We start from the raw sequence: 21502 nt of genomic DNA, 5'->3' as shown, positions 1-21502 counted from the left end.
CAAGCTGACCCACCGCTATCGCGAGCAAGCTCGCTCCCACAGGGGATTTGGGTGTGGGTCAGGTTTACGACGAGAAATCCCGAACCAGCCGCCACGCCTCGTCCACCGGCAACGGTTGCTTCATGCGCTGGGCCAGTGCTGCCATGGCCCGGCCTTCATCGCAGGCCACGGCGGCGGCAACGAGGCCGTCCTTGCCCAACAGGGCGATAAAGGGCGGATGCTCGGGCGTGCCCTTGAATTCCACCTCGTCCCAATGTTCAGCGTGCCCGAGGTAGTCGTAGCGTTTGCCAAAGTGATAGGTCCAGAAAAACGGCACGTCCAGATAGCGCTCGTCGCCGCCGAGCATGTTTGCGGCGGCGATGCGCGCCTGTTGCTGGGCCAGGCGCCAATGCTCGATGCGCACAGGCGTGCCGTTGAGGGGGAACGTCGCGATATCACCCACGGCCCATAAGCCATCAGCCACACGCATGCCCGCGTCAACGGACAGCGACTGGTCCTGTTCCCGTGGCAACCCGGCAAACGGCTCGGTGGCCGGGTGCACGCCGATGCCGACGATCACCAGGTCCGCAGCCAAACGCTGGCCGTTATCCAGCACCACGGCTTCGACCTTGTGCGCTCCCTCGATCCGTGCCGCTTCGCCGTCGGTGTGGTACACCACGCCGTTGGCCCGGTGCCGGGCCAGGATGGCCTGGCCGACGCTCTCGCCCAATTGCGCGGCGAATGGCACCGGGTGCCGGGCCAAGACGGTGACGCTCAGCTCGCGCTTGCGCAGGGACGAGGCCACCTCCATGGCGATGAAACTGTCGCCAATGATCACCGCCCGTTGCCCTGGCCGGACAGTGTCGAGAATCTGCCGGGCGTGGGCGATCAAACGCAGCACGAAGACTTGCGGCAAATCGATGCCGGGCAGCGCTGGCGTCTTCGGCTCCCCGCCGGTGGCAATGAGCGCGGCGTCATAGTCCAGGCGCCGGCCATCGGCGAGCTGGATTTGCCGGGCACTGGGGTCCAAATGGGTGACCTCGCCGTGGAGCCTTTCGATGCGTTGCTGGGTGAAATAAGTTTCATCGCGCAGCGGTGCCGTCTCGTTGACCGGCATGTCGCCGGCCAATACATATTTGCTCAGCAGCGTTCGGTCGTAGCCGGCTTCGGCTTCGCGGTCGATCAACAGGATCCGGCCGCCAAACCCCTTCTCCCGCAACGCCGCCGCGCAAGCCGTGCCGGCCGCACCGGCGCCGATGAGGACAAACGTGCGCGGGTCATCGGCTGGCGGGATTTTATCGGCCGGCAGCGGTTGGTCATCGACCCAGACGTCATCGCCGCGGACTTCGACGTGATACCGCGCCAGGCTGTCGAGGGCCGGCGGCTCGCACAAGGCGCCGTCCTCAGCCCGAAATGCCGCTTTGTGCCATGGGCAAATCAGCCGTCCATGGCACACCGCGCCCTTGGCCAGTGGTGCGCCTGCATGGGGGCACTTGCCTTGGAAGGCGCGCACCTGATCGCCTGAACGCAGCAACAGGATGGACGTGTCGTTGATTTTGACTTCGAGGCCGCGGTCTTCGCGAACATCGGCGAAACGGGCGACTTGATGCAGAGACATGAGCGTTCTCCGGCAGGCGTTTCCCTTTGGAGTCGAGGGCCGGAACGAGGTTCAGCATAATTGTCACTGCACCCTTGGCGACGCTGCGGCTATAGTTCGCAAGCCGTCCATGGCCAGACACGCACAAGGTGCCCCGGTATGACTCGATTGAACATTTTCACCCCTTGGCTGGCGGCCGTCGCCCTGGTGCTGTGCGCACAAGGGGCAGCCCGTGCCGAGGAGCGTTTTACCCTCAGTATCCCCGGCGTGTCGGACGACCGTCTTTTCACCGCGGCGGCGGCCAGTGACGCCAACACCTGTGGTGGCAAGAACATTTCCCCGGCCTTGAGCTGGAACGCCGGCCCACCGGGCACCCTCAGCTACGCCATCGTCATGTTGGACCCGGACGGCCAGAGGGGCCAGGGTGTCGACCACTGGATCCACTACGGCATCAAGGCCACCACCCGGCAGATTCCAGCGGGCGCCGGAACCAAGTCCTCGTTGGAAGGCATGAGCGGCATCAACAGCAAGAACACCCACGGCTACATCGGCCCTTGCCCGCCCATCGGCGACAGCGCTCACCACTACCTGATCCAGCTCTTCGCCCTGGACCTGCCGCCGGAAGCCTTCCCTGCCGGCCTCACCCGGGCCCAACTGATGGAAAAAATCAAAGGCCACGTCCTGCGCAACAGCAGCGTAGTGCGCCGCTACCACCGCTGACCCGAACAGCGCAAACCCCTGTGGTGAGGGGATTTATCCCCGCTGGGCTGCAAAGCAGCCCCCGCCACAATGGCGCCCCTCAGACACAAAATTGGCATCACGCGCCAAAAGCGAGCACTATCGAGCCCCTGTTCACTCATGCCGGAGGATGGCGATGACGCAGAAACCCGACGGCATCGCCCGCCTCCTGAACTGCCCCACCAAGGGCGACGAAATGCGCCGGGCCATCGCCCGGAGCCGCAAGGATTTCCTGCCTGCCGACGAGGCCGAAGATGCCGAGCCAGGCCAGCCACCGGTTCAACCGGTGGACACTGATCGCGACGACTGAGCCGTCGCCCTCTTTCAACTTATCGTTCAAATCCGCCTATGACTGCCACCCCTGTTCTACCCGGTGACCGATTCAGCCGATCCGATTACAAGACCCTGGGCCTGGCCGCCTTGGGCGGCGCGCTGGAGATCTACGATTTCATCATCTTCGTGTTCTTCGCCCTGACCCTCAGCCAGTTGTTCTTCCCGCCGGAAATGCCCGATTGGCTGCGCTTGCTGCAAAGCTTCGGGATTTTCGCCACCGGCTACCTGGCTCGCCCCTTGGGCGGCATTCTCATGGCGCACTTTGCCGATCGCCTGGGGCGCAAGCGCGTGTTCAGCCTGAGCATCCTGATGATGGCCTTGCCATGCCTGCTCATCGGGGTGATGCCCACCTACGCGCAAATCGGCTATTTCGCTCCGTTGCTGCTGCTGGCCCTGCGTATCCTGCAGGGCGCGGCCGTGGGCGGGGAGGTGCCAAGCGCCTGGGTATTCGTGGCCGAACACGCGCCGCTGCATCATCGCGGTTATGCCCTGGGTTTCCTCCAGGCCGGCCTGACCTTCGGCTACCTGCTGGGCGCCCTGACCGCAACGGCGTTGGCGCGGATCTACACGCCGGCGGAGATTCTCGATTACGCCTGGCGCCTGCCGTTCCTGCTGGGGGGCGTCTTCGGTGTGATCGGCGTCTGGCTGCGCCGCTGGCTGAGCGAAACGCCGATCTTCATGGCCCTGCAAGCCGATCGCGAAGGCGCTGCGGAACTGCCGTTGCGCACGGTCCTGCGCGACCACCGCCAGGCCTTGCTGCCCGCCGCCATCCTGACCTGCGTGCTGACCTCTGCCGTGGTGGTGTTCGTGGTCATCACCCCGACCGTGATGCAGAAAAGCTTCGGCATGACCCCCAGCCACACCTTCGCCCTGAGCAGCCTGGGCATCGTTTTCCTGAATATCGGCTGCGTCCTGGCCGGCCTCATCGTCGACCGCATCGGCGCCTGGCGCACCGTCATGCTCTACAGCCTGCTGCTGCCCTTGGGCATCGCCGTGCTCTACGCCAGCCTGATCAGCGGCAGCGCCTGGCTGGGCGTGGCCTACGCCGTGGCCGGCCTGGGTTGCGGTGTGGTCGGCGCGGTGCCGTCGGTGATGGTCAGCCTGTTCCCGCCGAAGATCCGCGTGTCCGGCATCTCGCTCACCTACAACATCGCCTATGCCCTGTGGGCCAGCATGACACCGCTGATACTGATCGCCCTGGTGCCGTGGAGCCCGTGGGTGTGCGTGGGGTATTGCGTGGTGATGGGGGCGGTGGGCGTGGCTGCGTCGGCGTATTTTCCAGGACGGCATGGGAAGGCGGCGCAGCCGTCATTGGCTTGTGAATCCTGATCCGGTTAAAGACGCTCACGCAAAAAATCCACAAAAGCACGAGTCCGTACCGAGCGTCGTCGATCTTGACTGAACACGGCGCTGATGGGCAGCGCCAGTGGCTGGTAATCGGCCAGCAGGGGGCAGACGGTACCCTGGCGAACATCGGCAGCGAACAACCACTGCGGTGAAAGCGAAACGCCCAGGCCCGACAGCACCATTTCCCGGATCGCCTCGCTGCTGTTGCAGGTGACGTTGCCCTTGATCGTTACGCTGTGCTGTCGGCCATCCTGGTCGAACCGCCAGACGTCATAATGCTCCAGCAGTGTAAAAGCCAAACAGTTATGGCCGGCCAGGTCGGCCGGTGCGAGGGGCGTGCCGTGCTGTTGCAGATAGGCGGGGGAGGCATACACCCGGCGCGGGCTGTCGCCGAGGGAAACCGCCACCAGTCCCTCGTTTTTCACCGCGCCGATGCGAATGGCAAGGTCGATGTTTTCCTTCAGCACATCTTCGTTCTGGTCGCTTAACCTCAAGTCGATACGAAGCTGTGGGTGACGGGCCAGGAACTCGCCTACCAGGGGCACAATACACAACCGGCCGAAACTGACGGGCGCCGCCACGCGCAGAAGGCCGGCGATCTGTTCCTGGCCACTGGCGAAACTGAGCCGTGCGGCGTCGACGCTGGCGAGTATGTCCTTGCTCTCGGCGTAGAAGCGCTGCCCCTGGTCGGTCAGCGCGAGATGGCGAGTGCTGCGGGCAAACAGCGCCCCACCCAGATGTTGCTCCAATGCGCGGATCTGCTTGCTCACCGCCGGTTGGCCCAGGTTCAGCTCCCTGGCGACCGCCGAGAACGAGCCGCGCTCCACCACGCGCACGAACACCTGCATTGCATCGAGCAGATCCATCAGCATTTAGCCTCTGTCTGGAATAAATCCTATCCATTGTTGCTCACTTATCGGAATGCGTCTTCGCTCGCATGATGAGCCTGCCCACTTATTGGAGGTTTACCGTCATGAACAACACCATGTTCGCCGCCGTTGCCGAAACCGCTCAGGCGCCGCTGATTGTCCGTTCCATCGCCCGGTCCGTTCCCGGCAAAGGCCAGGTATTGATCAAGGTGCATGCCGCCGGAATCAACCCGCTGGATACCAAGATCGCGGCGGGAGGCGGTGCCCATGCACGCCAGCCGTTGCCCGCCGTATTGGGGATCGACCTGGCCGGGACGGTGGTTGAGCGGGGCGAAGGCGTGAATGACTTCGCCCCTGGCGACGAGGTGTTCGGCATGGCCGGCGGAATCGGCGGGGCGCAAGGCGCGCTGGCCGAGTACATCGCGGTCGATGCCCGCCTGATTGCGCCCAAGCCCCGCTCATTGAGCATGCGCGAAGCGGCCGCCTTGCCACTGGCATTCATCACGGCCTGGGAAGGATTGGTAGACCGCGCCAACATCCGGGCCGGGCAACAGGTGCTGATACATGGCGGCGCGGGCGGCGTCGGCCAAATGGCCGTGCAAATCGCCAAGGCCCGGGGCGCCGAGGTCTACGCCACAGGCTCGGCCAGCAGCCTGGACTTCATCCGCGAACTGGGCGCCTCAGCCATCGACTATCGGACCCAGGACCCCGACAGCTACGTGCGCCTGTACACCGATGGCGAAGGCTTCGACATCGTCTACGACACCGTTGGCGGCGCGACCCTGGATGCGTCGTTCAACGCGGTAAAGACCTACACCGGCCATGTGCTCAGTTGCCTCGGCTGGGGTCAACACAGCCTCGCGCCGTTGTCGTTCCGGGGCGCAAGCTATTCCGGAGTGTTTACGTTGATGCCGCTACTGACCGGAAAGGGGCGCGAGCATCATGGGTGGATCTTGCGGGAGGCGGCGACGCTGGTTGAATCAGGACAGCTGCGGATCAAGGTGGATCCGCGCCGGTTTGGCCTGGGGGACGTCAATGAGGCGTTTGCCCAGGTAGCCGAGGGGCGCGGGGCGGGAAAAACGGTGGTGGACATTGTGGGCTGAACAGGATGGAACCGTGCTCCGTAAGGGTCGATTGACTTGAGCGCTCGTTCAAACCCCGTAGAATGCAGGCGCGATTATGCCGCTACCCCTCAAGGACGAATTCAACCATGCGCATTTTTACCCTCTTTCTGGCCCTCTGCCTTATGGCAGGTTGCGCTTCCAAGCCCGATTACTACATTTCTCCTGCGCCGGTGGCGATCCCCGAGACCGCCACCTATTGGATCGACACGTTCAACGTTGAAGTCGTCGGTAAAAACGAACGCTTTCTGCCCGACGAAAAAGTCCGTGACCAGTTGCACTCCGACCTGATCGTCCGCCTGCTCGACGGCAATCGCTATGCCTCCAGCAAGGAAACCGCTGACTATTTGCTGGACGTCAACGCCGTCTATGCGCGCCGTATTCAAGACACTCAAGGTGGTTTCATGAACAAAATCGTCGCCGACGGTACGTATCTGGCCAGTGTCGATTTCAATTATCAGGTCAAGGTGAAGAAGGCCGGTGTCGAGGTGTTGCACTTTGCCCAGGCCCGCCAGGGGCTGATGCCGGGTGGGGCGATCGGGCAACTCGAGGCCATGAGAGGCATCGCGGGCGCCCTGACGAACAGAGGCAACTCCGATGTCGAAGACTATTACACCGGCCAGTTGAGCGGCTTCATCGCCGATGATCTGCGGGGCATTCCGTCCCGCTAGCCATGCCTGCTGCAGCGTGCAGGCGATGGCTTCAATCGCGGTAACGACCTGGTCACGCGGGGGTGGCCAGTCTTGTCTTTGCGGCGCTTCAAAAAAATTTTTTGGTCGTTAACCCGAACCCCGTGCGCGTTGCGTCTGACTCTGTGAACGGATCATTCATTCACGAGGTTCAGCCCATGTCCCGTCCATTTCCCTTTATGCGTCCTGCTGCCCAGGGCTTCGCCGTGACTTTGCTGGTGGCGTTGGCCGGTTGTGGGTTGTCTTCCTCCCGAGAGGCTGCCCAGCCGTCCGAGCCGGTGCCTGTGGCGCCCAGCGTGGTGCCACAAGGCGAGATCGCCCAAGGGCCCCAGTCGACGGTCAAGCGCATGCTCATGAAGCCGGCATCGATGCCCGCTCCCAGCGTGGCGAACGATGCCATTGCCGCGGGTTACCGTGCCGAACCGCGTGAACAGTACGAAAAGCTGCCGGACAACCCCATCCATAGCGTGGCCGAAACACCCGTGTCGACCTTCAGCGTGGATGTCGATACCGGCAGCTATGCCAATGTGCGACGGTTCCTCAACCAAGGTAGCCTGCCGCCCGAAGGTGCGGTGCGGCTGGAGGAAATGGTCAATTATTTCCCGTATGACTACGCCCTGCCCACCGACGGTTCACCCTTCGGTGTGACGACCGAAGTCGCCCCCTCACCGTGGAATCCCCACACCCGCCTGCTGCGCATCGGCATCAAGGCCAGCGACCGCGCCGTGGCGGACCTGGCGCCGGCCAACCTGGTCTTCCTGGTGGACGTTTCCGGCTCCATGGACCGTCGCGAAGGCCTGCCGCTGGTCAAGAGCACGCTGAAACTGCTGGTGGACCAATTGCGCGATCAGGACCGGGTGTCCCTGGTGGTCTATGCCGGTGAATCCCGGGTGGTGCTCAAGCCCACCTCGGGTCGCGACAAGGTGGCAATCCGCAACGCCATCGATCAACTCGACGCCGGTGGTTCCACCGCTGGGGCCTCGGGTATCGAACTGGCCTATCAGATGGCGCGGGAGAGCTTCATCGACAAAGGCATCAACCGCATCCTGCTGGCCACCGATGGCGACTTCAACGTCGGCGTCAGTGATTTCGTCAGCCTCAAGCAGATGGCGGTGGACCAGCGCAAAAGCGGCGTCTCCCTGACGACACTGGGCTTCGGTGTGGATAACTACAACGAACACCTGATGGAGCAATTGGCCGACGCTGGTGATGGTAACTATGCCTACATCGACAACCTGCTCGAAGCGCGCAAGGTCCTGGTGGACCAGCTCAGCTCCACCCTGGCGGTGGTCGCCCGGGACGTGAAGTTGCAGGTGGAGTTCAACCCCGCCCAGGTCAGTGAGTATCGACTGCTGGGCTATGAGAACCGCGCGTTGAAGCGTGAGGATTTCAACAACGACAAGGTCGACGCAGGCGAGATCGGCGCCGGGCATACGGTGACGGCGTTGTATGAAATTATCCCGAAAGGCCAGCCGGGTTGGTTGGAGCCGCTGCGCTATGCCAACACACCCAAGCAGGATGGCAAGTCAGGGGAGTTGGCGATGTTGCGCGTACGCTACAAGCCCGCTGAGGGTGGTAGCAGTCGATTGATCGAGCATCCGATTACTGGCGTGCAGAACGACGACAAGCCTAGCGATGACCTGCGTTTCTCCGCCGCCGTGGCGGCCTTCGCCCAGCAGCTCAAGGGTGATGGGCGTTACACTGGGGCGATGAGCTTGAAGGACACCGCACAATTGGCTCGCTCCGCCCGAGGTGATGACCCGTTTGGTTTGCGCGCAGAGTTTGTGCAATTGGTCGAGTTGGCGCAGAGCCTGAAACCCACGGTCAAACAGTGATTCTGAACACAACGGGATCAACTGTGGGAGCTGGCTTGCCTGCGAAAGCGGCATGTCAGGCAAGGAAGTGTTATCTGACACGCCGCCTTCGCGGGCAAGCCCGGCTCCCACAGCGTCATCCGCAATCTGCAAGACCGTGTTCCACATCGAAAGGAGTTCGCCACCCCCATGCCCGCTCCGCTTGATCCCCCCAGTGATGAATTGCTGCTGGCCAGCTACCGCGACGGCGACGGGGCTTCTTTCGAGGTCCTGTACGCACGTCATCGACTGGGGCTTTACCGGTTCCTCGTATCCTTGAGCAACAAGGCCGAACTGGCCGAGGAAATCTTCCAGGACACCTGGCTCAGCCTGATTCGCAGCGCCACCCAGCCACAAGGCCGGGCGAGTTTTCGTACCTGGTTGTTCCAGATTGCCCGCAACCGCTTGATCGACCACTGGCGCAAACAGGGTGTCCACAATCCGTTGCACGACAGTTATGACGAGCAATTGCACGTCCAGCCCGACGACACCAGCAGCCCCGAGCAACAGCTGAGCCTGAGCCGCGACCAGGCGCGTCTCGACGCCGCGTTGCAGGCCTTGCCCGAGGATCAGCGAGAGGTCTTCCTGCTGCGCCTGCACGGCGACCTGGAGCTGCCGCAGATTGCCGCCCTGACCGGCGCCCCGCTGGAAACGGTCAAGAGCCGCTTGCGTTACGCCCAGCAGAAATTGCAGCGACTGCTGGCCGAGGAGGTACCCGCATGATTGACCCCAAACACACCCCGGATCCCGACGACGAAGTGCTGATCGAGCATTTCCGCCAACACACCAGCGGCGAGCCGCCGGCTTCCCTGGACGCCTTCATCCTGGCCACCGCCCGTCGCGAAGCCCCGACGCCCGCGCCAAGCCTGTGGCAACGCTGGCTGCAAGCCTGCCAACGGCCGCGCTGGCAAATGGCATTCGCCACTATCGCCGGTGTGGCGCTGATGATCGGCCTGGTAATGCGCTCTCCCGTGCCCCACGAGGAGCTGGCCTCACCCGCCTCGATGGAGTTTTCCGCCGATCGGCAAGCGCCTGCCGTTGCCGCTGCACCACCACCGGCCATGCCCGCTCCGGCCCCGATCACCCCCATGGCGCCCCAGGGCGAACTGGCCCGGGCCCCGGCAAGCCCTGTGCAGTCCTTGGCGGAAAAGCCCGCGGCGAAAATGAGCAAATCGTCGCCGGCTGCACTGCCATCGCTGGAGCAAGGCCTGATGGAGATCCTGCGCTTGCGCGAGGCGGGCGAGAGCAAGGCCGCCGATGAGAAACTGCTGGCGTTGCAAAAACGCTTTCCCAAGGAGGATTTGCCTGCGCGTTTGGAGGCGTTGCGCAAGCGTTGAAAGAATACTGCCAGCGTCCGTGGCGAGGGAGCTTGCTCCCGCTGGGCTGCGCAGCAGCCCCAAAACCATTAAAGGCCCTCTTATATTATTTGTAGGTTGAAGTTTGTAGATAATATAAGAGGGTAGGTTATCGGTGGTCTTGGCTTGGCATAGATAAAGATTTAGCTCAGGACAGAAAAACTATAAAGACAATCGCTAAAAATTTCTACGGTTGCTGAGATTGAGAGGGCACATCATCAGGGAATATTACTTGAACTTCGAAATTGGAATAAGGTACGCCGCTAATCTCAAAATTTGACCGCGAGTTCGGAATGAATATTAATTTCGCATGGATTAAATCGCAAATTTTGTTTGCAATGAAGAGGCCTTTTCCTTGGCCTTGGGTAGTCGCTTTTTTTGCTTTGTCACCGCGATAGCCGTCGTTGCATAAAAACGGAATCTCAAATTTTTCAACCATGGGGCCTATGGATGAAATGGATACAATCAGCCCATTGCTATGGGCATTTCTGGAGTAAGATATATCGATGTTCCCGCCTTCGTTCGAATATTTTGCCGCATTTCCAATAAGTAAGTCCAACAGCTGTTCGAAATAAGGTATGTAGGTATTGATAACAGCTTGGTCTTCTTGCTCTATTTTTATTTTAAGGCGCTTTAGTTTGAGTTCTTTTTCGATTTTCTTTTTGGATCTGAATAGTTTTGATTTAATGTCAATTACACCGGGTGCGCAATTTTTCCGTGCTTCCTCTAAGTCATCAAGCGTGACTGCCAGCATCCAGGAGGAAAAATTACCCCACGCATCCCTCATGTTTTCAAGGATATCTAATGTGCTATTCAGATCAGCAGCTGTCTTACTAGTCGGCTCGTCCCTGGTTATAATGGTATTTACTACTCTTGAGCAGTTCTGAATATCATTCTGTATGGTTCTGGATATTGATCTGTACCGCTCCATTAGATCTGACATCTCAATTTTTGACATGTTAGGGCGTCCCTGTAAAAGCTGGTTTAAGAAGAGATCCAATTTTTATTGCTGTAATTCCATAATTTGTCAGCTCGGAAATATCTATGCGGCTTTCGGAGTCAGACACGGCGGCGTAAGATTCTTCCGCCGAAAACTTGAATTTTTCGTTCAGCATTTTTCCATAAAGAATATTTTCAGAGAATACGACTCTAACCTTATCTATTTTTTCCTCATCTACGCCAAGATAGCAAAGTCTCTTTTTTATAAAGTTCCAGCGATCTTTTGGTTTTATAAAAATATCTGTCAAGCGCTGTAGGTTCAATAGGAAATCATCGACTTCCCAGTCTCTGCTAAATATTTTATCTAGTAGGTCAGTTTTGAAACTCTCTCGTTTGTAAATTGATCCGGGGCTTCCGGTATATGCAGCTATTACATGAAGAGGGTATTTTTCGCGTATGTCACTCATTACACTGAGGCCATCTGACCCAGCGTACACCCCAGCATCAACGCCATTGATGTCACAGAGAATTATATCGTATTTAGATAGGTCAATTGGTATTAGGTTGTCCTTTCGAGGTTTTTTTATAAAGTAGCTTTCATACTGAACAACTTTGTGGCCTTTGCTTAGGATGGCATCTTTGTACACAAACTCTTCGTCGTCTATTATTGCAATATTTAGTGAGATGGGTTTTGACAAAAAATCCGATATGTTAAGGCTTAGTTTGTCTGGGTAAGTTTTCGGGGCTTTTAATCTGGCATAAACTCTACAGATTTTTTTCTTTGCGAAGGTCAGCATATAGACACCACAGCGTAAAGTAGTGGCGTTATGATACTATTTTTTTGTGTAAACGGTAGCTGTTGGCTTTCAGATGCTGCCGAAAAGTGCGTTTGAGGCTGATTTTGCGACTTGTTGTTTACATATGCCTGCAGGGGATGATTCAGCTCCGCATAGATAAATTCGGATGCCAAGCTGTGGTTTTACTCTGGGCGTGTACGATTTCTGACTGTTGCAATTCAACCGCTCCCGCCGTAAAGGGGAGGCAACGAGGACTCTCAGGATTATTGAACGAAAGCTCACAAAAAAGCCCCAGGTCTCGCGACCTGGGGCTTTTGATTCTGAAGATGGTGCACCAGGCGGGATTCGAACCCACGACCCCTGCCTTCGGAGGGCAGTACTCTATCCAGCTGAGCTACTGGTGCGACGCGGGCGCCATGATACTCATATGCATGGCGGGCGTCCATGCTGCTGAATCGCCTGTGTTTTTGGGCAGCTCGCCGGGTGTTGGCTACGCTGATCAGAAAAAGCAGGCAAATTCGTTTTTTTCGTTCTTTTTTTCGAACAGGCTATTGTCCTTCACCCCCATCGGCCCTAGGATTCGTTTGAGATTTCAAACGCTCTTGTCTGGGTGCTGAACCGCACGTCTGTGCTTATGTGCGTTATTTCTGTGCTTCAGCCCGGTGAATGATTTCCCTGACGGCAGCCCCCGAGGCGCCTTTCTACAAATCTAATTCGCTCCGCGCGCGCGCGGTGCTGTTAAGGAAAGCCGACATGCAGCTTAAAGACACCCAGTTGTTCCGCCAGCAAGCCTTTATCGATGGCGCTTGGGTCGATGCGGACAATGGCCAGACGATCAAGGTTACCAACCCGGCGACGGGCGAAGTGTTGGGCACGGTGCCGAAGATGGGCGCCGCTGAAACCCGTCGTGCGATTGAAGCCGCCGACAAGGCACTGCCGGCCTGGCGTGCACTGACCGCCAAGGAACGCGCCAACAAGCTGCGCCGCTGGTACGAATTGCTGATCGAAAACCAGGACGACCTCGGTCGCCTGATGACCCTGGAACAAGGCAAGCCACTGGCCGAGGCCAAGGGCGAGATCGTCTACGCTGCCTCGTTCATCGAGTGGTTCGCCGAAGAAGCCAAGCGCATCTACGGTGACGTGATTCCCGGCCATCAGCCCGACAAGCGCCTGATCGTGATCAAGCAGCCGATCGGCGTGACCGCGGCCATTACCCCGTGGAACTTCCCCGCCGCGATGATCACCCGCAAGGCCGGTCCAGCCCTGGCTGCCGGTTGCACCATGGTCATCAAGCCTGCATCGCAAACCCCGTTCTCGGCCCTGGCCCTGGTGGAGCTGGCGCACCGTGCCGGCATTCCGCAAGGCGTGTTGAGCGTGGTCACCGGCAGCGCCGGTGATATCGGCGGCGAGCTGACCAGCAACCCGATCGTGCGCAAGCTGTCGTTCACCGGCTCGACCGAGATCGGTCGCCAGCTGATGGCCGAATGCGCCAAGGACATCAAGAAAGTTTCCCTGGAACTGGGCGGCAACGCGCCGTTCATCGTGTTCGACGACGCGGACCTGGATAAGGCCGTCGAAGGCGCGATCATTTCCAAATACCGCAACAACGGTCAGACCTGCGTCTGCGCCAACCGCCTGTACATCCAGGATTCGGTGTACGACGCCTTCGCCGAGAAACTGAAAGTGGCGGTGGCCAAGCTCAAGATCGGCAACGGCCTGGACGACGGCACCACCACCGGTCCGTTGATCGACGAGAAAGCGGTCGCCAAGGTGCAAGAGCACATTGCCGATGCGGTCAGCAAAGGCGCGACCGTGCTGTCGGGCGGCAAGGCGATGGAAGGCAACTTCTTCGAGCCGACCATCCTGACCAACGTACCGAAGAACGCCGCCGTGGCCAAGGAAGAAACCTTCGGCCCGCTGGCGCCGCTGTTCCGCTTCAAAGACGAAGCCGAAGTGATCGCGATGTCCAACGACACCGAGTTCGGCCTGGCTTCGTACTTCTATGCCCGCGACCTGGGCCGTGTGTTCCGTGTGGCTGAAGCCCTGGAATATGGCATGGTCGGCGTCAACACCGGTTTGATCTCCAACGAAGTCGCGCCGTTCGGCGGCATCAAGGCCTCGGGCCTGGGCCGTGAAGGCTCCAAGTACGGCATCGAGGATTACCTGGAAATCAAATACCTCTGCCTGGGTATCTGATCCGCTTCAAGCGCAAAGGGCACGAGAGCGCTGTCCCTTTGCGCGTTTCACCCGTTCTGTTTCCTGTGGCCGGAACGCTGCGGCAGTCGATCATCGCATGCTGTCGCCGTTGTCTCCCCGCCATGTATTCCTTGAACTACGCCGACCGATGAGCGGCGAATGAGGACATTTTAATGAGCAAGACCAACGCAGACCTGATGGCCCGCCGCACCGCCGCTGTTCCACGCGGCGTCGGCCAGATTCACCCGATCTTTGCCGAGTCGGCGAAGAACGCCACGGTGACCGACGTTGAAGGTCGTGAATTCATCGACTTCGCCGGCGGTATCGCCGTGCTGAACACCGGTCACGTGCACCCGAAAATCATCGCCGCCGTGACCGCGCAGTTGAACAAGTTGACCCACACCTGCTTCCAGGTCCTGGCCTACGAGCCGTACGTGGAACTGTGCGAAAAAATCAACGCCAAGGTTCCGGGTGATTTCGCCAAGAAAACCCTGCTGGTCACCACCGGTTCCGAAGCGGTGGAAAACGCCGTGAAAATCGCCCGCGCCGCCACAGGCCGTGCCGGTGTGATCGCCTTCACCGGCGCGTACCACGGTCGCACCATGATGACCCTGGGCCTGACCGGTAAAGTCGTGCCGTACTCGGCCGGCATGGGCCTGATGCCCGGCGGTATCTTCCGCGCGCTGTACCCGAACGAACTGCATGGCGTGAGCATCGACGATTCCATCGCCAGCATCGAACGCATCTTCAAGAACGACGCCGAGCCGCGCGACATCGCTGCAATCATCATCGAGCCGGTACAGGGCGAGGGTGGTTTCTATGTGGCGCCCAAGGAATTCATGAAGCGCCTGCGCGCCCTGTGCGACCAGCACGGCATCCTGCTGATCGCTGACGAAGTGCAGACCGGCGCCGGCCGTACCGGCACCTTCTTCGCCATGGAGCAGATGGGCGTTGCCGCCGACCTGACCACCTTCGCCAAATCCATCGCTGGCGGCTTCCCGTTGGCCGGTGTGTGCGGTAAGGCCGAGTACATGGATGCCATCGCCCCAGGTGGCCTGGGCGGCACCTACGCCGGTAGCCCGATCGCCTGTGCGGCGGCGTTGGCGGTGATGGAGGTGTTTGAAGAAGAGCACCTGCTGGACCGCTGCAAGGCTGTGGGCGAGCGTCTGGTCACGGGCCTCAAGGCTATCCAGAAAAAATACCCGGTCATTGGTGAGGTCCGTGCCCTGGGCGCGATGATCGCCGTGGAGCTGTTCGAAAACGGCGACACCCATAAGCCGAACGCCGCCGCCGTGGCCCAGGTGGTGGCCAAGGCGCGTGACAAGGGCTTGATCCTGCTGTCCTGCGGCACCTACGGCAACGTTCTGCGGGTGCTGGTGCCGCTGACCTCTCCGGACGAGCTACTGGACAAAGGCCTGGCGATCATCGAAGAGTGTTTCTCCGAGCTCTGATCTGACGAACGCTGACTGCGCACTGATCCACAAAAAAACCCGCTTCGGCGGGTTTTTTCATGTCCGCGGGCATATCCCGCAGGTTTGAGCTGTCTGGAACGGCCTTCATTGTCTAAGGTGCATGTATGGCAAGGGAGCGATGTTGCATGACTGCTGTGGTTTTACCCGCTGTACCGCGTGTGTTGATCGCGGAGGCCGACCCGGCGTCCCGGGAGTTGCTTGAGCAAGTGTTGTCAGGCGTGCGCTGCGATGCCCGAGTGGACACCTGCGGCGAGGGGCAGCAGGCCCTGGATTTGCTGGCCCATAACGCGTACGACCTGGTCATCGCCGATTGGGAGCTGCCGGGTGTCGATGGCCTGACAATCCTGCGTGGTCTTCGCCAACAGCATCGAGCTACGCCATTGCCGTTCATTCTGATGAGTCGACGTAACGACAGCGCCAGTGTGCGTGAGGTCGTTCCACTGGCGCCGACGGCGTATTTGACCAAACCGTTGAACCGGGAAAGCCTGACCCTGCGTCTGCAAGGGTTGCTGTTGAGTGGCACTGAAGAAACCGCCGGCGATGTGCCGGTTCCGGGCCCGGGGCTGACCCTGATAGCCTTTCTGGAGCGACGGCGTGACCTGTCCGAGGGCGCGCCGCTGATGACCGATGTGCAGGTGGCGGTCAAGCGCTGCCTCAACCCCACGGGCCTGGATCTGAAACTGCTGGAAGAAGAGATTCGCACCGACCCGCAAATCACCGGGGTGCTGATTGCGGCGGCCAATAGCGCTGCCCAGCATCAGGGTGGCGGCCCGGTGCAGACTGTGGCCCAGGCGCTGCACCAGCTCGGCACCGGGCAAAGCATGAACCTGATCCTCGGCCTGACCCTCAAGCGCTGCGCCCGGCTCACCGTTCCCTGTCTGGCGGACTATGCCAAGCGCTATTGGGAATTGTCACTGCACTCCGCCGAGTACGCTCGGATCCTGGCACGGTTGCTGGATCTGGAACCGGAGCGTTGTTACTGCGCGGGGCTGTTGCATCGCCTGGGCGATCTGGCGCTGCTGCGTTGCCTGGAAGAATGGACGCAGGCGGGGGGCGAACTGGATGAGTTGGAAGAAGTCGGGAACGCCCTCGATCAATACGGCGCCGGCTTCGGCTCGGCACTGCGCACTCGCTGGCGCCTGCCGCTGGAGTTGCGTGAGTTGATCGCGGCGGCCTATAGCCTGGGTGGCGGGGTTTATTCCCGCGAGGCGCTGGTGATGAACATGGCGGCGCAGATGGCCCATCTGACCGAGCATGAAGGGCTTGAAGAACTGGCCCAGGGGCGCACGGCGCGGTTGCTGAAGATCGGGTTGCCGGAACTGATGCGGTTGCGCCGCAAGTAGCACCGCCGCCTGACCCCTGTGGGATCCGCTGCATGACTGGGCTCAACTGCACAGCGGCGTCAAGCCGCGATGATGCGGTTCTTCCCCTTGCGCTTGGCCTCGTACATGGCCGCGTCGGCGCGGGAGAACAGGCTGTCGAGGGACGGGTCTTCGGGGGTAATGGCGGTCAGGCCCTGGCTGACAGTAATGCCGAAGGTCTGTTCGCCGCAGCGGAACATCAGGCGCTGGATTTCCCGTTGCAACCGCTCGGCCACTTGCAATGCCATGTCGGGGGCGCAGCCAGGGAACACCGCAGCGAACTCTTCGCCGCCGATCCGCCCGAACAGGTCGCCGCGTCGAAGCACGGACCGGCCGCTTTCGGCGATCTTCTGCAGCACGGTATCGCCTTCCTGATGACCGTAGGTGTCGTTGATCACCTTGAAGTCATCGATGTCCAGCAACAGGAAGGCCATGGGCGTCCCTTGTAGCCGCGCCTGCTCGAACTCACGGTGGGCGCATTCGAAAAAATGCCGGCGATTGCTGCTCTGGGTCAGCACATCGGTGGTAGCCAATCGCTGCAGCTCACTTTCCAAGAGCTTCTTTTCGGTGATGTCCTCGGCGATGCCGACCACGATCACCGGTTGCCCCGGCTCGGCCTGGCGGTTGATGAAGCATTTGTCGCTCAGCCAGCGAACCTGGCCGTCGCCGGCGATGATGCGGTACTCACGATCTTCGACGGCGCCTTTGACCAGGACTTCGGCCAGGCTGCGTTCGGCGTACTCCAGGTCGTCGGGGTAGATTGCGTCGCGCCATTCGTTGTAGTCAGCCAGGACCAGGCCGGCGGGGCGGCCGAAGATCCGTTCGTAGGCGGGGCTGACATACAACACTTGCCGGGTTTCCCAGTTGAACGCCCACAGCACGGCATTGACGCTGACCAGCAGCGAGCTGAACAGTTGCTCACGTTCGCTCAGGCGCGCCACTTCGCCCTGGGCGTGCATCAGCGCCATGAGCGTCTGGGCCGCCTCGGGCCAATGAGGTAGGGAGTAATCCTGTAGGTTCTTGTCGACCATCGGCACAAATCTCAAAGAGCGTGCACTGCTGTTGTTTCGCACGCACTTTTCTCCAAATCCCGCCTGGATGGCGAAGTGCTCTTTGAGATAGGGGATTCGGGGCGAAGTTCCTTTTCAGGCGACGAAGGGCGGGGGGAAACTCAGCCAATCACGTCATGAGTACTGAACCTGTGGCGAGGGGATTTATCCCCGCTGGGCTGCGTAGCAGCCCCAAAGCAGTCAACTCAATTGATCTGACACCCCGAGGCATCAGGATCCAGGGGCTGCTTCGCAGCCCAGCGGGGATAAATCCCCTCGCCACAGGAGCCCTTCACCACAGTGATCTTGTCAGGCCGTGGCAGGCCGTAGCGAGTAGGTCTTGAGTTGGTCGGCGAAGTCCCGCAGGGACTGGATGCCGCTGGCCTCGGCTTCGTGGACCCATTCCTTGATGGCCGCTAGCATGTCATGGCCGTTGCTGCTGGTCTTGACCCAGATCTGCTGCAAGGCCAGGCGTTTCTCGTAGATTACCTTCAGCGCCTGGCTGTGTTCGAGCATGTTCTGGATTCGCACGTGGTGACGGTCGTCCAGCAGGCTGGTCTCCCGCGACAGCAGGCGTTTGGCCCGGTGGAACTGGTGACGGACCGAGTGATCGACCTTTTCCAGTTCCTGCTTGACCAGCGGCGCGATGACCAGGCGGCGGTACTGCGCCATGATCTGGAAGCGGTTGTTGAGGATCGCCATGGCCGTGTCCATGTCCAGGTGGCCCTTGCCTTCGACCCGGTGGGCGATCGGCGCAACGCGCTGGACCTTGGCCAGGCGCAGGAAACTGAACACCCGGATCCAGGCCCAGCCCAGGTCGAACTCCCATTTACGTACCGACAGCTTGGCCGAGTTGGGGTAGGTGTGGTGGTTGTTGTGCAGTTCTTCGCCGCCGATCAGGATGCCCCAGGGCACCAGGTTGGTCGCCGCGTCGCGGCATTCGAAGTTGCGGTAGCCCACGGCATGGCCCAGGCCGTTGACCACGCCAGCGGCCCAGACGGGGATCCACATCATCTGGATGGCCCAGATGGTGATGCCGATGGTGCCGAACAGCAGCAGGTCGATGACGCCCATGATCGCCACGCCCAGCAGCGGGAAGCGGCTGTAGAGGTTGCGCTCGATCCAGTCGTCGGGGCAGTTCTTGCCGTAGATGCGCAGGGTTTCCGGGTTTTCCGCTTCGGCGCGATACAGCTCGGCGCCTTTGCGCAGCACGGTGGACAAACCCTTGATGACCGGACTGTGAGGGTCATCCTCGGTTTCGCATTTGGCGTGGTGCTTGCGATGGATGGCGGTCCACTCGCGGGTGTTCTGCGCCGTGGTCAGCCACAGCCAGAAACGGAAGAAATGTTTGAGACCGGCGTTGAGCTCCAGGGAGCGATGGGCCGAATAACGGTGCAGATAGACCGTGACGGCAATGATCGTGACGTGGGTCATCAGCAGGGTGACTGCCACCAGTGACCAGGCCGACAAGCCAAGAAAACCTTCGTACCACATAGGCTGTAGGGCCCTCGATAAAGATAGAAACCGCCGTTGCATTATCACCAGCCCCACAGATAAAACCAGTCGGCCTTTCAGATAAGAGTGGCTGAATGTTTCTTCCTCTATAATCCACCTCTTTGTAAGGACATGGATGGCCGAATGCCTGCCTATCAACGCAGTGCCATGCGCGTAGCGCTGCTTTACCTCGTACTGTCAGTCGTCTGGTTGCAGCTGACTGGTTATTTATTGAGCAGTTTCTTCGATCAATTCGCGGACAGGCAGCGCTGGCTCCTGATCAACGGGTATGCCTGGGTCCTGTTTAGCGCCGGGTTGATCTTCCTGGTCCGGGCGCGGATCTCGCGGTTTTTCGCCAAGGGCGAGCACGGTGCCGATCGCGAGCGCCTGCGCCAGGCCGCCGCGGTCTTCGATTGCACCCGCGAAGGGGTGCTGGTGACCGACCGCAACGGCTTGATCGTGCATGTGAACCGGGCTTTCATGGCGATCACCGGTTATGCCCGGGACGAAGTGCTGGGCCAGCGCCCGAATCTGTTCAAGTCTGGTCGCCATGGGCCGGATTTCTATCGCGACATGTTTGCCGCCCTGGTCAATCTGGGCGAGTGGAGCGGCGAGATCTGGAATCGGCGTAAAAGTGGTGAAATCTACCCACAATGGCAGACGATCCGCGTCATTCACGATGACAACGGCCAAGTCAGCCATTATGTCGCGGTGTTTTCGGACATCAGCGCCATCAAGGATTCCGAGCACGAACTGGCCTTCCTGGCCCATCACGACCCGCTGACCGGCTTGCCCAACCGCCTGCTGTTTTCCGACCGCACCGAGCAGGCCCTGGCGTCGGCGCAGTTGCACAAGCGCGGCTGTGCCCTGCTGCTGGTGGACCTGGATCACTTCAAGAACATCAATGACAGCCTCGGCCACAACGTTGGCGACGAGTTGCTCAAAGGCGTGGCCGAGCGATTTCGCGGGCTGTTTGCCCCGGGCGTGACCCTGGCCCGGCTGGGGGGCGACGAGTTTGCGGTGCTGGTGGAAAACTGTTCCCAGCCTGGCCAGGCCGCGGCGTTGGCCCGGCGCATCCTCGACGCCTTGAAAGAACCGCTGCAGTTCGATGAGCACGCGTTGTTCATCAACGCCAGCATCGGCATCAGCCTGTTTCCCGGTGATGCCCTGAACGCCGGGCAACTGTTGCGCAATGCCGATTCGGCGTTGTTCAAGGCCAAGAGCGCCGGACGCGACGGCTACGCCCTGTATACCGAAGAACTTACCGCCCATGCGCAGCAACGGGTCGAAATTGCCTTCGAACTGCGTCGCGCGCTGCAGCAGCAGGAGTTGCGTGTTCATTACCAGCCAGTACACGACTTGGCCAGCAGCCGTCTGATCGGTGTCGAGGCGCTGGTGCGCTGGGAGCATCCCACGCGGGGGCTGGTGTCGCCGGCCGAGTTCATTCCCATCGCCGAGCGTACCGGCCTGATTGCCCAGGTCGATGCCTGGGTCATGGACCAGGCTTGTCGGCAGATGTGCCGGTGGCAGCAGGCGGGCGTGGCGTTGTCGTTCGTCGCCGTCAACGTCTCGAGCCGGTTGTTTGCCCATCGCGAATTGTACGAGCAGGTTGCCCAGGTGCTGCACGACACGGGCCTGGATCCGGCCTGCCTGGAGCTGGAAGTGACGGAAAGCGCGGTGATGGAAGACCCGGAGGTGGCGCTGGAGCAGATGCACCGCCTGCGGGAATTGGGCGTGCGCCTGGCCATCGACGATTTCGGCACGGGCTATTCGTCGTTGCTGCGGCTCAAACGCTTGCCGGTTCAGAAGCTCAAGATTGATCAGGGCTTTGTCGCGGGGTTGCCGTGGGATGAGGATGACGCGGCGATCGTCCGGGTGATCATCGCCCTGGCCCACAGCATGGGCATGCAGGTGCATGCCGAGGGCATTGAACAGCGTGAACAAGCGGCATTTTTGCTTGGGCAGGCGTGTGAGCTGGGGCAGGGCTATTGGTTTGGTCGGCCGGTGGCGGCGGCGCAGTTGGATTGGGACTGCGCGCCGGTCATTGCTTGATCGTCAGTGGCATTGATGTTGACTGACCCACCGCTATCGCGAGCAAGCTCGCTCCCACAGTTTTGATCGTTCCCACGCTCCGCGTGGGAATGCATCCCGTGACGCTCTGCGTCACATTCAGAAGCGGAACGCAGAGCGTCCCTGGCTGCGTTCCCACGCAGGAGCGTGGGAACGATCAAACACTCCGCTGTCGCAAGCTTGCTCGCGAAGGCGTCGGCTCAGCTTGCATCGAGGCAAGCGGAAATATCCGAGGCGTTAGCA

18 protein-coding genes and 1 tRNA gene are annotated in these 21502 nt (G+C 60.5%); 12 read left to right on the top strand and 7 right to left on the bottom strand.

Going from position 1 to position 21502, the window contains the following annotated elements:
• Positions 1–64: 64 nt before the first annotated feature.
• Positions 65–1597, bottom strand: coding sequence for an FAD-dependent oxidoreductase (locus tag BLP82_RS28380; RefSeq protein WP_092176362.1), 1533 nt, complete (start codon positions 1595–1597; stop codon positions 65–67).
• Between the two features lie 138 nt (positions 1598–1735).
• On the opposite strand from BLP82_RS28380, the gene BLP82_RS28375 reads away from it, so the two are divergent.
• The 3 genes from BLP82_RS28375 to BLP82_RS28370 all read left to right on the top strand — a co-directional run bounded on the left by BLP82_RS28375 (position 1736) and on the right by BLP82_RS28370 (position 3976).
• Positions 1736–2296 (top strand): YbhB/YbcL family Raf kinase inhibitor-like protein, encoded by a 561-nt coding sequence (locus BLP82_RS28375; protein ID WP_092176358.1) that lies wholly within the window; start codon positions 1736–1738, stop codon positions 2294–2296.
• Between the two features lie 154 nt (positions 2297–2450).
• Positions 2451–2624 carry a hypothetical protein gene (locus BLP82_RS31295; RefSeq protein ID WP_170842390.1) on the top strand — a complete coding sequence of 58 codons (174 nt, stop codon included), beginning with the start codon at positions 2451–2453 and terminating at the stop codon, positions 2622–2624.
• 38 nt (positions 2625–2662) lie between these two features.
• A complete protein-coding gene (locus BLP82_RS28370; RefSeq protein WP_092176354.1) occupies positions 2663–3976 on the top strand; it encodes an MFS transporter in 1314 nt (437 codons plus the stop codon).
• Positions 3977–3981: 5 nt separating this feature from the next.
• On the opposite strand, the gene BLP82_RS28365 is transcribed toward BLP82_RS28370, so the two are convergent.
• Positions 3982–4860, bottom strand: a complete 879-nt coding sequence (locus BLP82_RS28365; protein WP_092176384.1) for a LysR family transcriptional regulator — start codon at positions 4858–4860, stop codon at positions 3982–3984.
• Between the two features lie 107 nt (positions 4861–4967).
• On the opposite strand from BLP82_RS28365, the gene BLP82_RS28360 reads away from it, so the two are divergent.
• The 5 genes from BLP82_RS28360 to BLP82_RS28340 all read left to right on the top strand — a co-directional run bounded on the left by BLP82_RS28360 (position 4968) and on the right by BLP82_RS28340 (position 9863).
• Positions 4968–5966 (top strand): zinc-dependent alcohol dehydrogenase family protein, encoded by a 999-nt coding sequence (locus BLP82_RS28360; RefSeq protein WP_092176350.1) that lies wholly within the window; start codon positions 4968–4970, stop codon positions 5964–5966.
• Between the two features lie 107 nt (positions 5967–6073).
• The gene (locus BLP82_RS28355) at positions 6074–6655 is read left to right on the top strand and encodes a hypothetical protein (RefSeq protein ID WP_092176345.1); all 582 of its coding nucleotides are present in this window, start codon (positions 6074–6076) and stop codon (positions 6653–6655) included.
• A gap of 176 nt (positions 6656–6831) precedes the next feature.
• Positions 6832–8508 carry a vWA domain-containing protein gene (locus BLP82_RS28350; RefSeq protein ID WP_092176340.1) on the top strand — a complete coding sequence of 559 codons (1677 nt, stop codon included), beginning with the start codon at positions 6832–6834 and terminating at the stop codon, positions 8506–8508.
• A gap of 168 nt (positions 8509–8676) precedes the next feature.
• Entirely contained in the window at positions 8677–9249 is a 573-nt protein-coding gene (locus BLP82_RS28345) for an RNA polymerase sigma factor (RefSeq protein WP_092176335.1), read from the top strand.
• Entirely contained in the window at positions 9246–9863 is a 618-nt protein-coding gene (locus tag BLP82_RS28340) for a hypothetical protein (protein WP_092176331.1), read from the top strand. Before BLP82_RS28345 ends, BLP82_RS28340 begins: the two co-directional genes overlap by 4 nt.
• 205 nt (positions 9864–10068) lie before the next feature.
• Here the strand turns inward: BLP82_RS28340 and BLP82_RS28335 are convergent, their stop codons facing one another.
• From BLP82_RS28335 to BLP82_RS28325, 3 genes are all read right to left on the bottom strand, one after another.
• Positions 10069–10839, bottom strand: coding sequence for a sensor histidine kinase (locus tag BLP82_RS28335; protein ID WP_092176327.1), 771 nt, complete (start codon positions 10837–10839; stop codon positions 10069–10071).
• A gap of 1 nt (position 10840) precedes the next feature.
• On the bottom strand, positions 10841–11617 hold the full coding sequence (locus tag BLP82_RS28330; RefSeq protein WP_092176322.1) for a response regulator: 777 nt from the start codon (positions 11615–11617) through the stop codon (positions 10841–10843).
• A gap of 327 nt (positions 11618–11944) precedes the next feature.
• Positions 11945–12021 (bottom strand) — tRNA-Arg (locus tag BLP82_RS28325).
• Positions 12022–12370: 349 nt separating this feature from the next.
• Between BLP82_RS28325 and gabD the strand changes: the two genes are divergently transcribed.
• The 3 genes from gabD to BLP82_RS28310 all read left to right on the top strand — a co-directional run bounded on the left by gabD (position 12371) and on the right by BLP82_RS28310 (position 16628).
• A complete protein-coding gene (gabD, locus tag BLP82_RS28320; RefSeq protein WP_092176317.1) occupies positions 12371–13813 on the top strand; it encodes an NADP-dependent succinate-semialdehyde dehydrogenase in 1443 nt (480 codons plus the stop codon).
• A 173-nt stretch (positions 13814–13986) separates the two neighbouring features.
• On the top strand, positions 13987–15264 hold the full coding sequence (gene gabT / locus BLP82_RS28315; RefSeq protein WP_092176312.1) for a 4-aminobutyrate--2-oxoglutarate transaminase: 1278 nt from the start codon (positions 13987–13989) through the stop codon (positions 15262–15264).
• 146 nt (positions 15265–15410) lie between these two features.
• Positions 15411–16628, top strand: coding sequence for an HDOD domain-containing protein (locus BLP82_RS28310; RefSeq protein WP_092176308.1), 1218 nt, complete (start codon positions 15411–15413; stop codon positions 16626–16628).
• A gap of 59 nt (positions 16629–16687) precedes the next feature.
• On the opposite strand, the gene BLP82_RS28305 is transcribed toward BLP82_RS28310, so the two are convergent.
• Positions 16688–17677 (bottom strand): GGDEF domain-containing protein, encoded by a 990-nt coding sequence (locus BLP82_RS28305; protein ID WP_092176304.1) that lies wholly within the window; start codon positions 17675–17677, stop codon positions 16688–16690.
• Positions 17678–18004: 327 nt separating this feature from the next.
• On the bottom strand, positions 18005–19189 hold the full coding sequence (gene desA, locus BLP82_RS28300; RefSeq protein ID WP_092176300.1) for a delta-9 fatty acid desaturase DesA: 1185 nt from the start codon (positions 19187–19189) through the stop codon (positions 18005–18007).
• Between the two features lie 144 nt (positions 19190–19333).
• Between desA and dibA the strand changes: the two genes are divergently transcribed.
• Positions 19334–21241: a phosphodiesterase DibA gene (gene dibA / locus BLP82_RS28295; RefSeq protein WP_092176295.1), complete on the top strand. Its 1908-nt coding sequence runs from the start codon at positions 19334–19336 to the stop codon at positions 21239–21241.
• Positions 21242–21502: the final 261 nt, after the last annotated feature.

This window comes from Pseudomonas sp. NFACC37-1 (genome assembly GCF_900101575.1).
GTDB lineage: Bacteria > Pseudomonadota > Gammaproteobacteria > Pseudomonadales > Pseudomonadaceae > Aquipseudomonas > Aquipseudomonas fluorescens_AA.
The sequence above is the reverse complement of the archived record's forward strand: the minus strand, read 5'-3'. Positions and strand labels throughout refer to the sequence as shown.

Bases quoted from the DNA above. Each gene is read 5' to 3' on its own strand.
- BLP82_RS31295 (WP_170842390.1), top strand. From the start codon at position 2,451: ATGACGCAGAAACCCGACGGCATCGCCCGCCTCCTGAACTGCCCCACC.
- gabD (WP_092176317.1), top strand. From the start codon at position 12,371: ATGCAGCTTAAAGACACCCAGTTGTTCCGCCAGCAAGCCTTTATCGAT.
- BLP82_RS28375 (WP_092176358.1), top strand. From the start codon at position 1,736: ATGACTCGATTGAACATTTTCACCCCTTGGCTGGCGGCCGTCGCCCTG.
- BLP82_RS28350 (WP_092176340.1), top strand. From the start codon at position 6,832: ATGTCCCGTCCATTTCCCTTTATGCGTCCTGCTGCCCAGGGCTTCGCC.
- BLP82_RS28340 (WP_092176331.1), top strand. From the start codon at position 9,246: ATGATTGACCCCAAACACACCCCGGATCCCGACGACGAAGTGCTGATC.
- BLP82_RS28370 (WP_092176354.1), top strand. From the start codon at position 2,663: ATGACTGCCACCCCTGTTCTACCCGGTGACCGATTCAGCCGATCCGAT.
- BLP82_RS28365 (WP_092176384.1), bottom strand. From the start codon at position 4,860: ATGGATCTGCTCGATGCAATGCAGGTGTTCGTGCGCGTGGTGGAGCGC.
- BLP82_RS28310 (WP_092176308.1), top strand. From the start codon at position 15,411: ATGACTGCTGTGGTTTTACCCGCTGTACCGCGTGTGTTGATCGCGGAG.
- BLP82_RS28345 (WP_092176335.1), top strand. From the start codon at position 8,677: ATGCCCGCTCCGCTTGATCCCCCCAGTGATGAATTGCTGCTGGCCAGC.
- BLP82_RS28360 (WP_092176350.1), top strand. From the start codon at position 4,968: ATGAACAACACCATGTTCGCCGCCGTTGCCGAAACCGCTCAGGCGCCG.
- desA (WP_092176300.1), bottom strand. From the start codon at position 19,189: ATGTGGTACGAAGGTTTTCTTGGCTTGTCGGCCTGGTCACTGGTGGCA.
- BLP82_RS28305 (WP_092176304.1), bottom strand. From the start codon at position 17,677: ATGGTCGACAAGAACCTACAGGATTACTCCCTACCTCATTGGCCCGAG.
- BLP82_RS28355 (WP_092176345.1), top strand. From the start codon at position 6,074: ATGCGCATTTTTACCCTCTTTCTGGCCCTCTGCCTTATGGCAGGTTGC.
- dibA (WP_092176295.1), top strand. From the start codon at position 19,334: ATGCCTGCCTATCAACGCAGTGCCATGCGCGTAGCGCTGCTTTACCTC.
- gabT (WP_092176312.1), top strand. From the start codon at position 13,987: ATGAGCAAGACCAACGCAGACCTGATGGCCCGCCGCACCGCCGCTGTT.
- BLP82_RS28335 (WP_092176327.1), bottom strand. From the start codon at position 10,839: ATGTCAAAAATTGAGATGTCAGATCTAATGGAGCGGTACAGATCAATA.
- BLP82_RS28380 (WP_092176362.1), bottom strand. From the start codon at position 1,597: ATGTCTCTGCATCAAGTCGCCCGTTTCGCCGATGTTCGCGAAGACCGC.
- BLP82_RS28330 (WP_092176322.1), bottom strand. From the start codon at position 11,617: ATGCTGACCTTCGCAAAGAAAAAAATCTGTAGAGTTTATGCCAGATTA.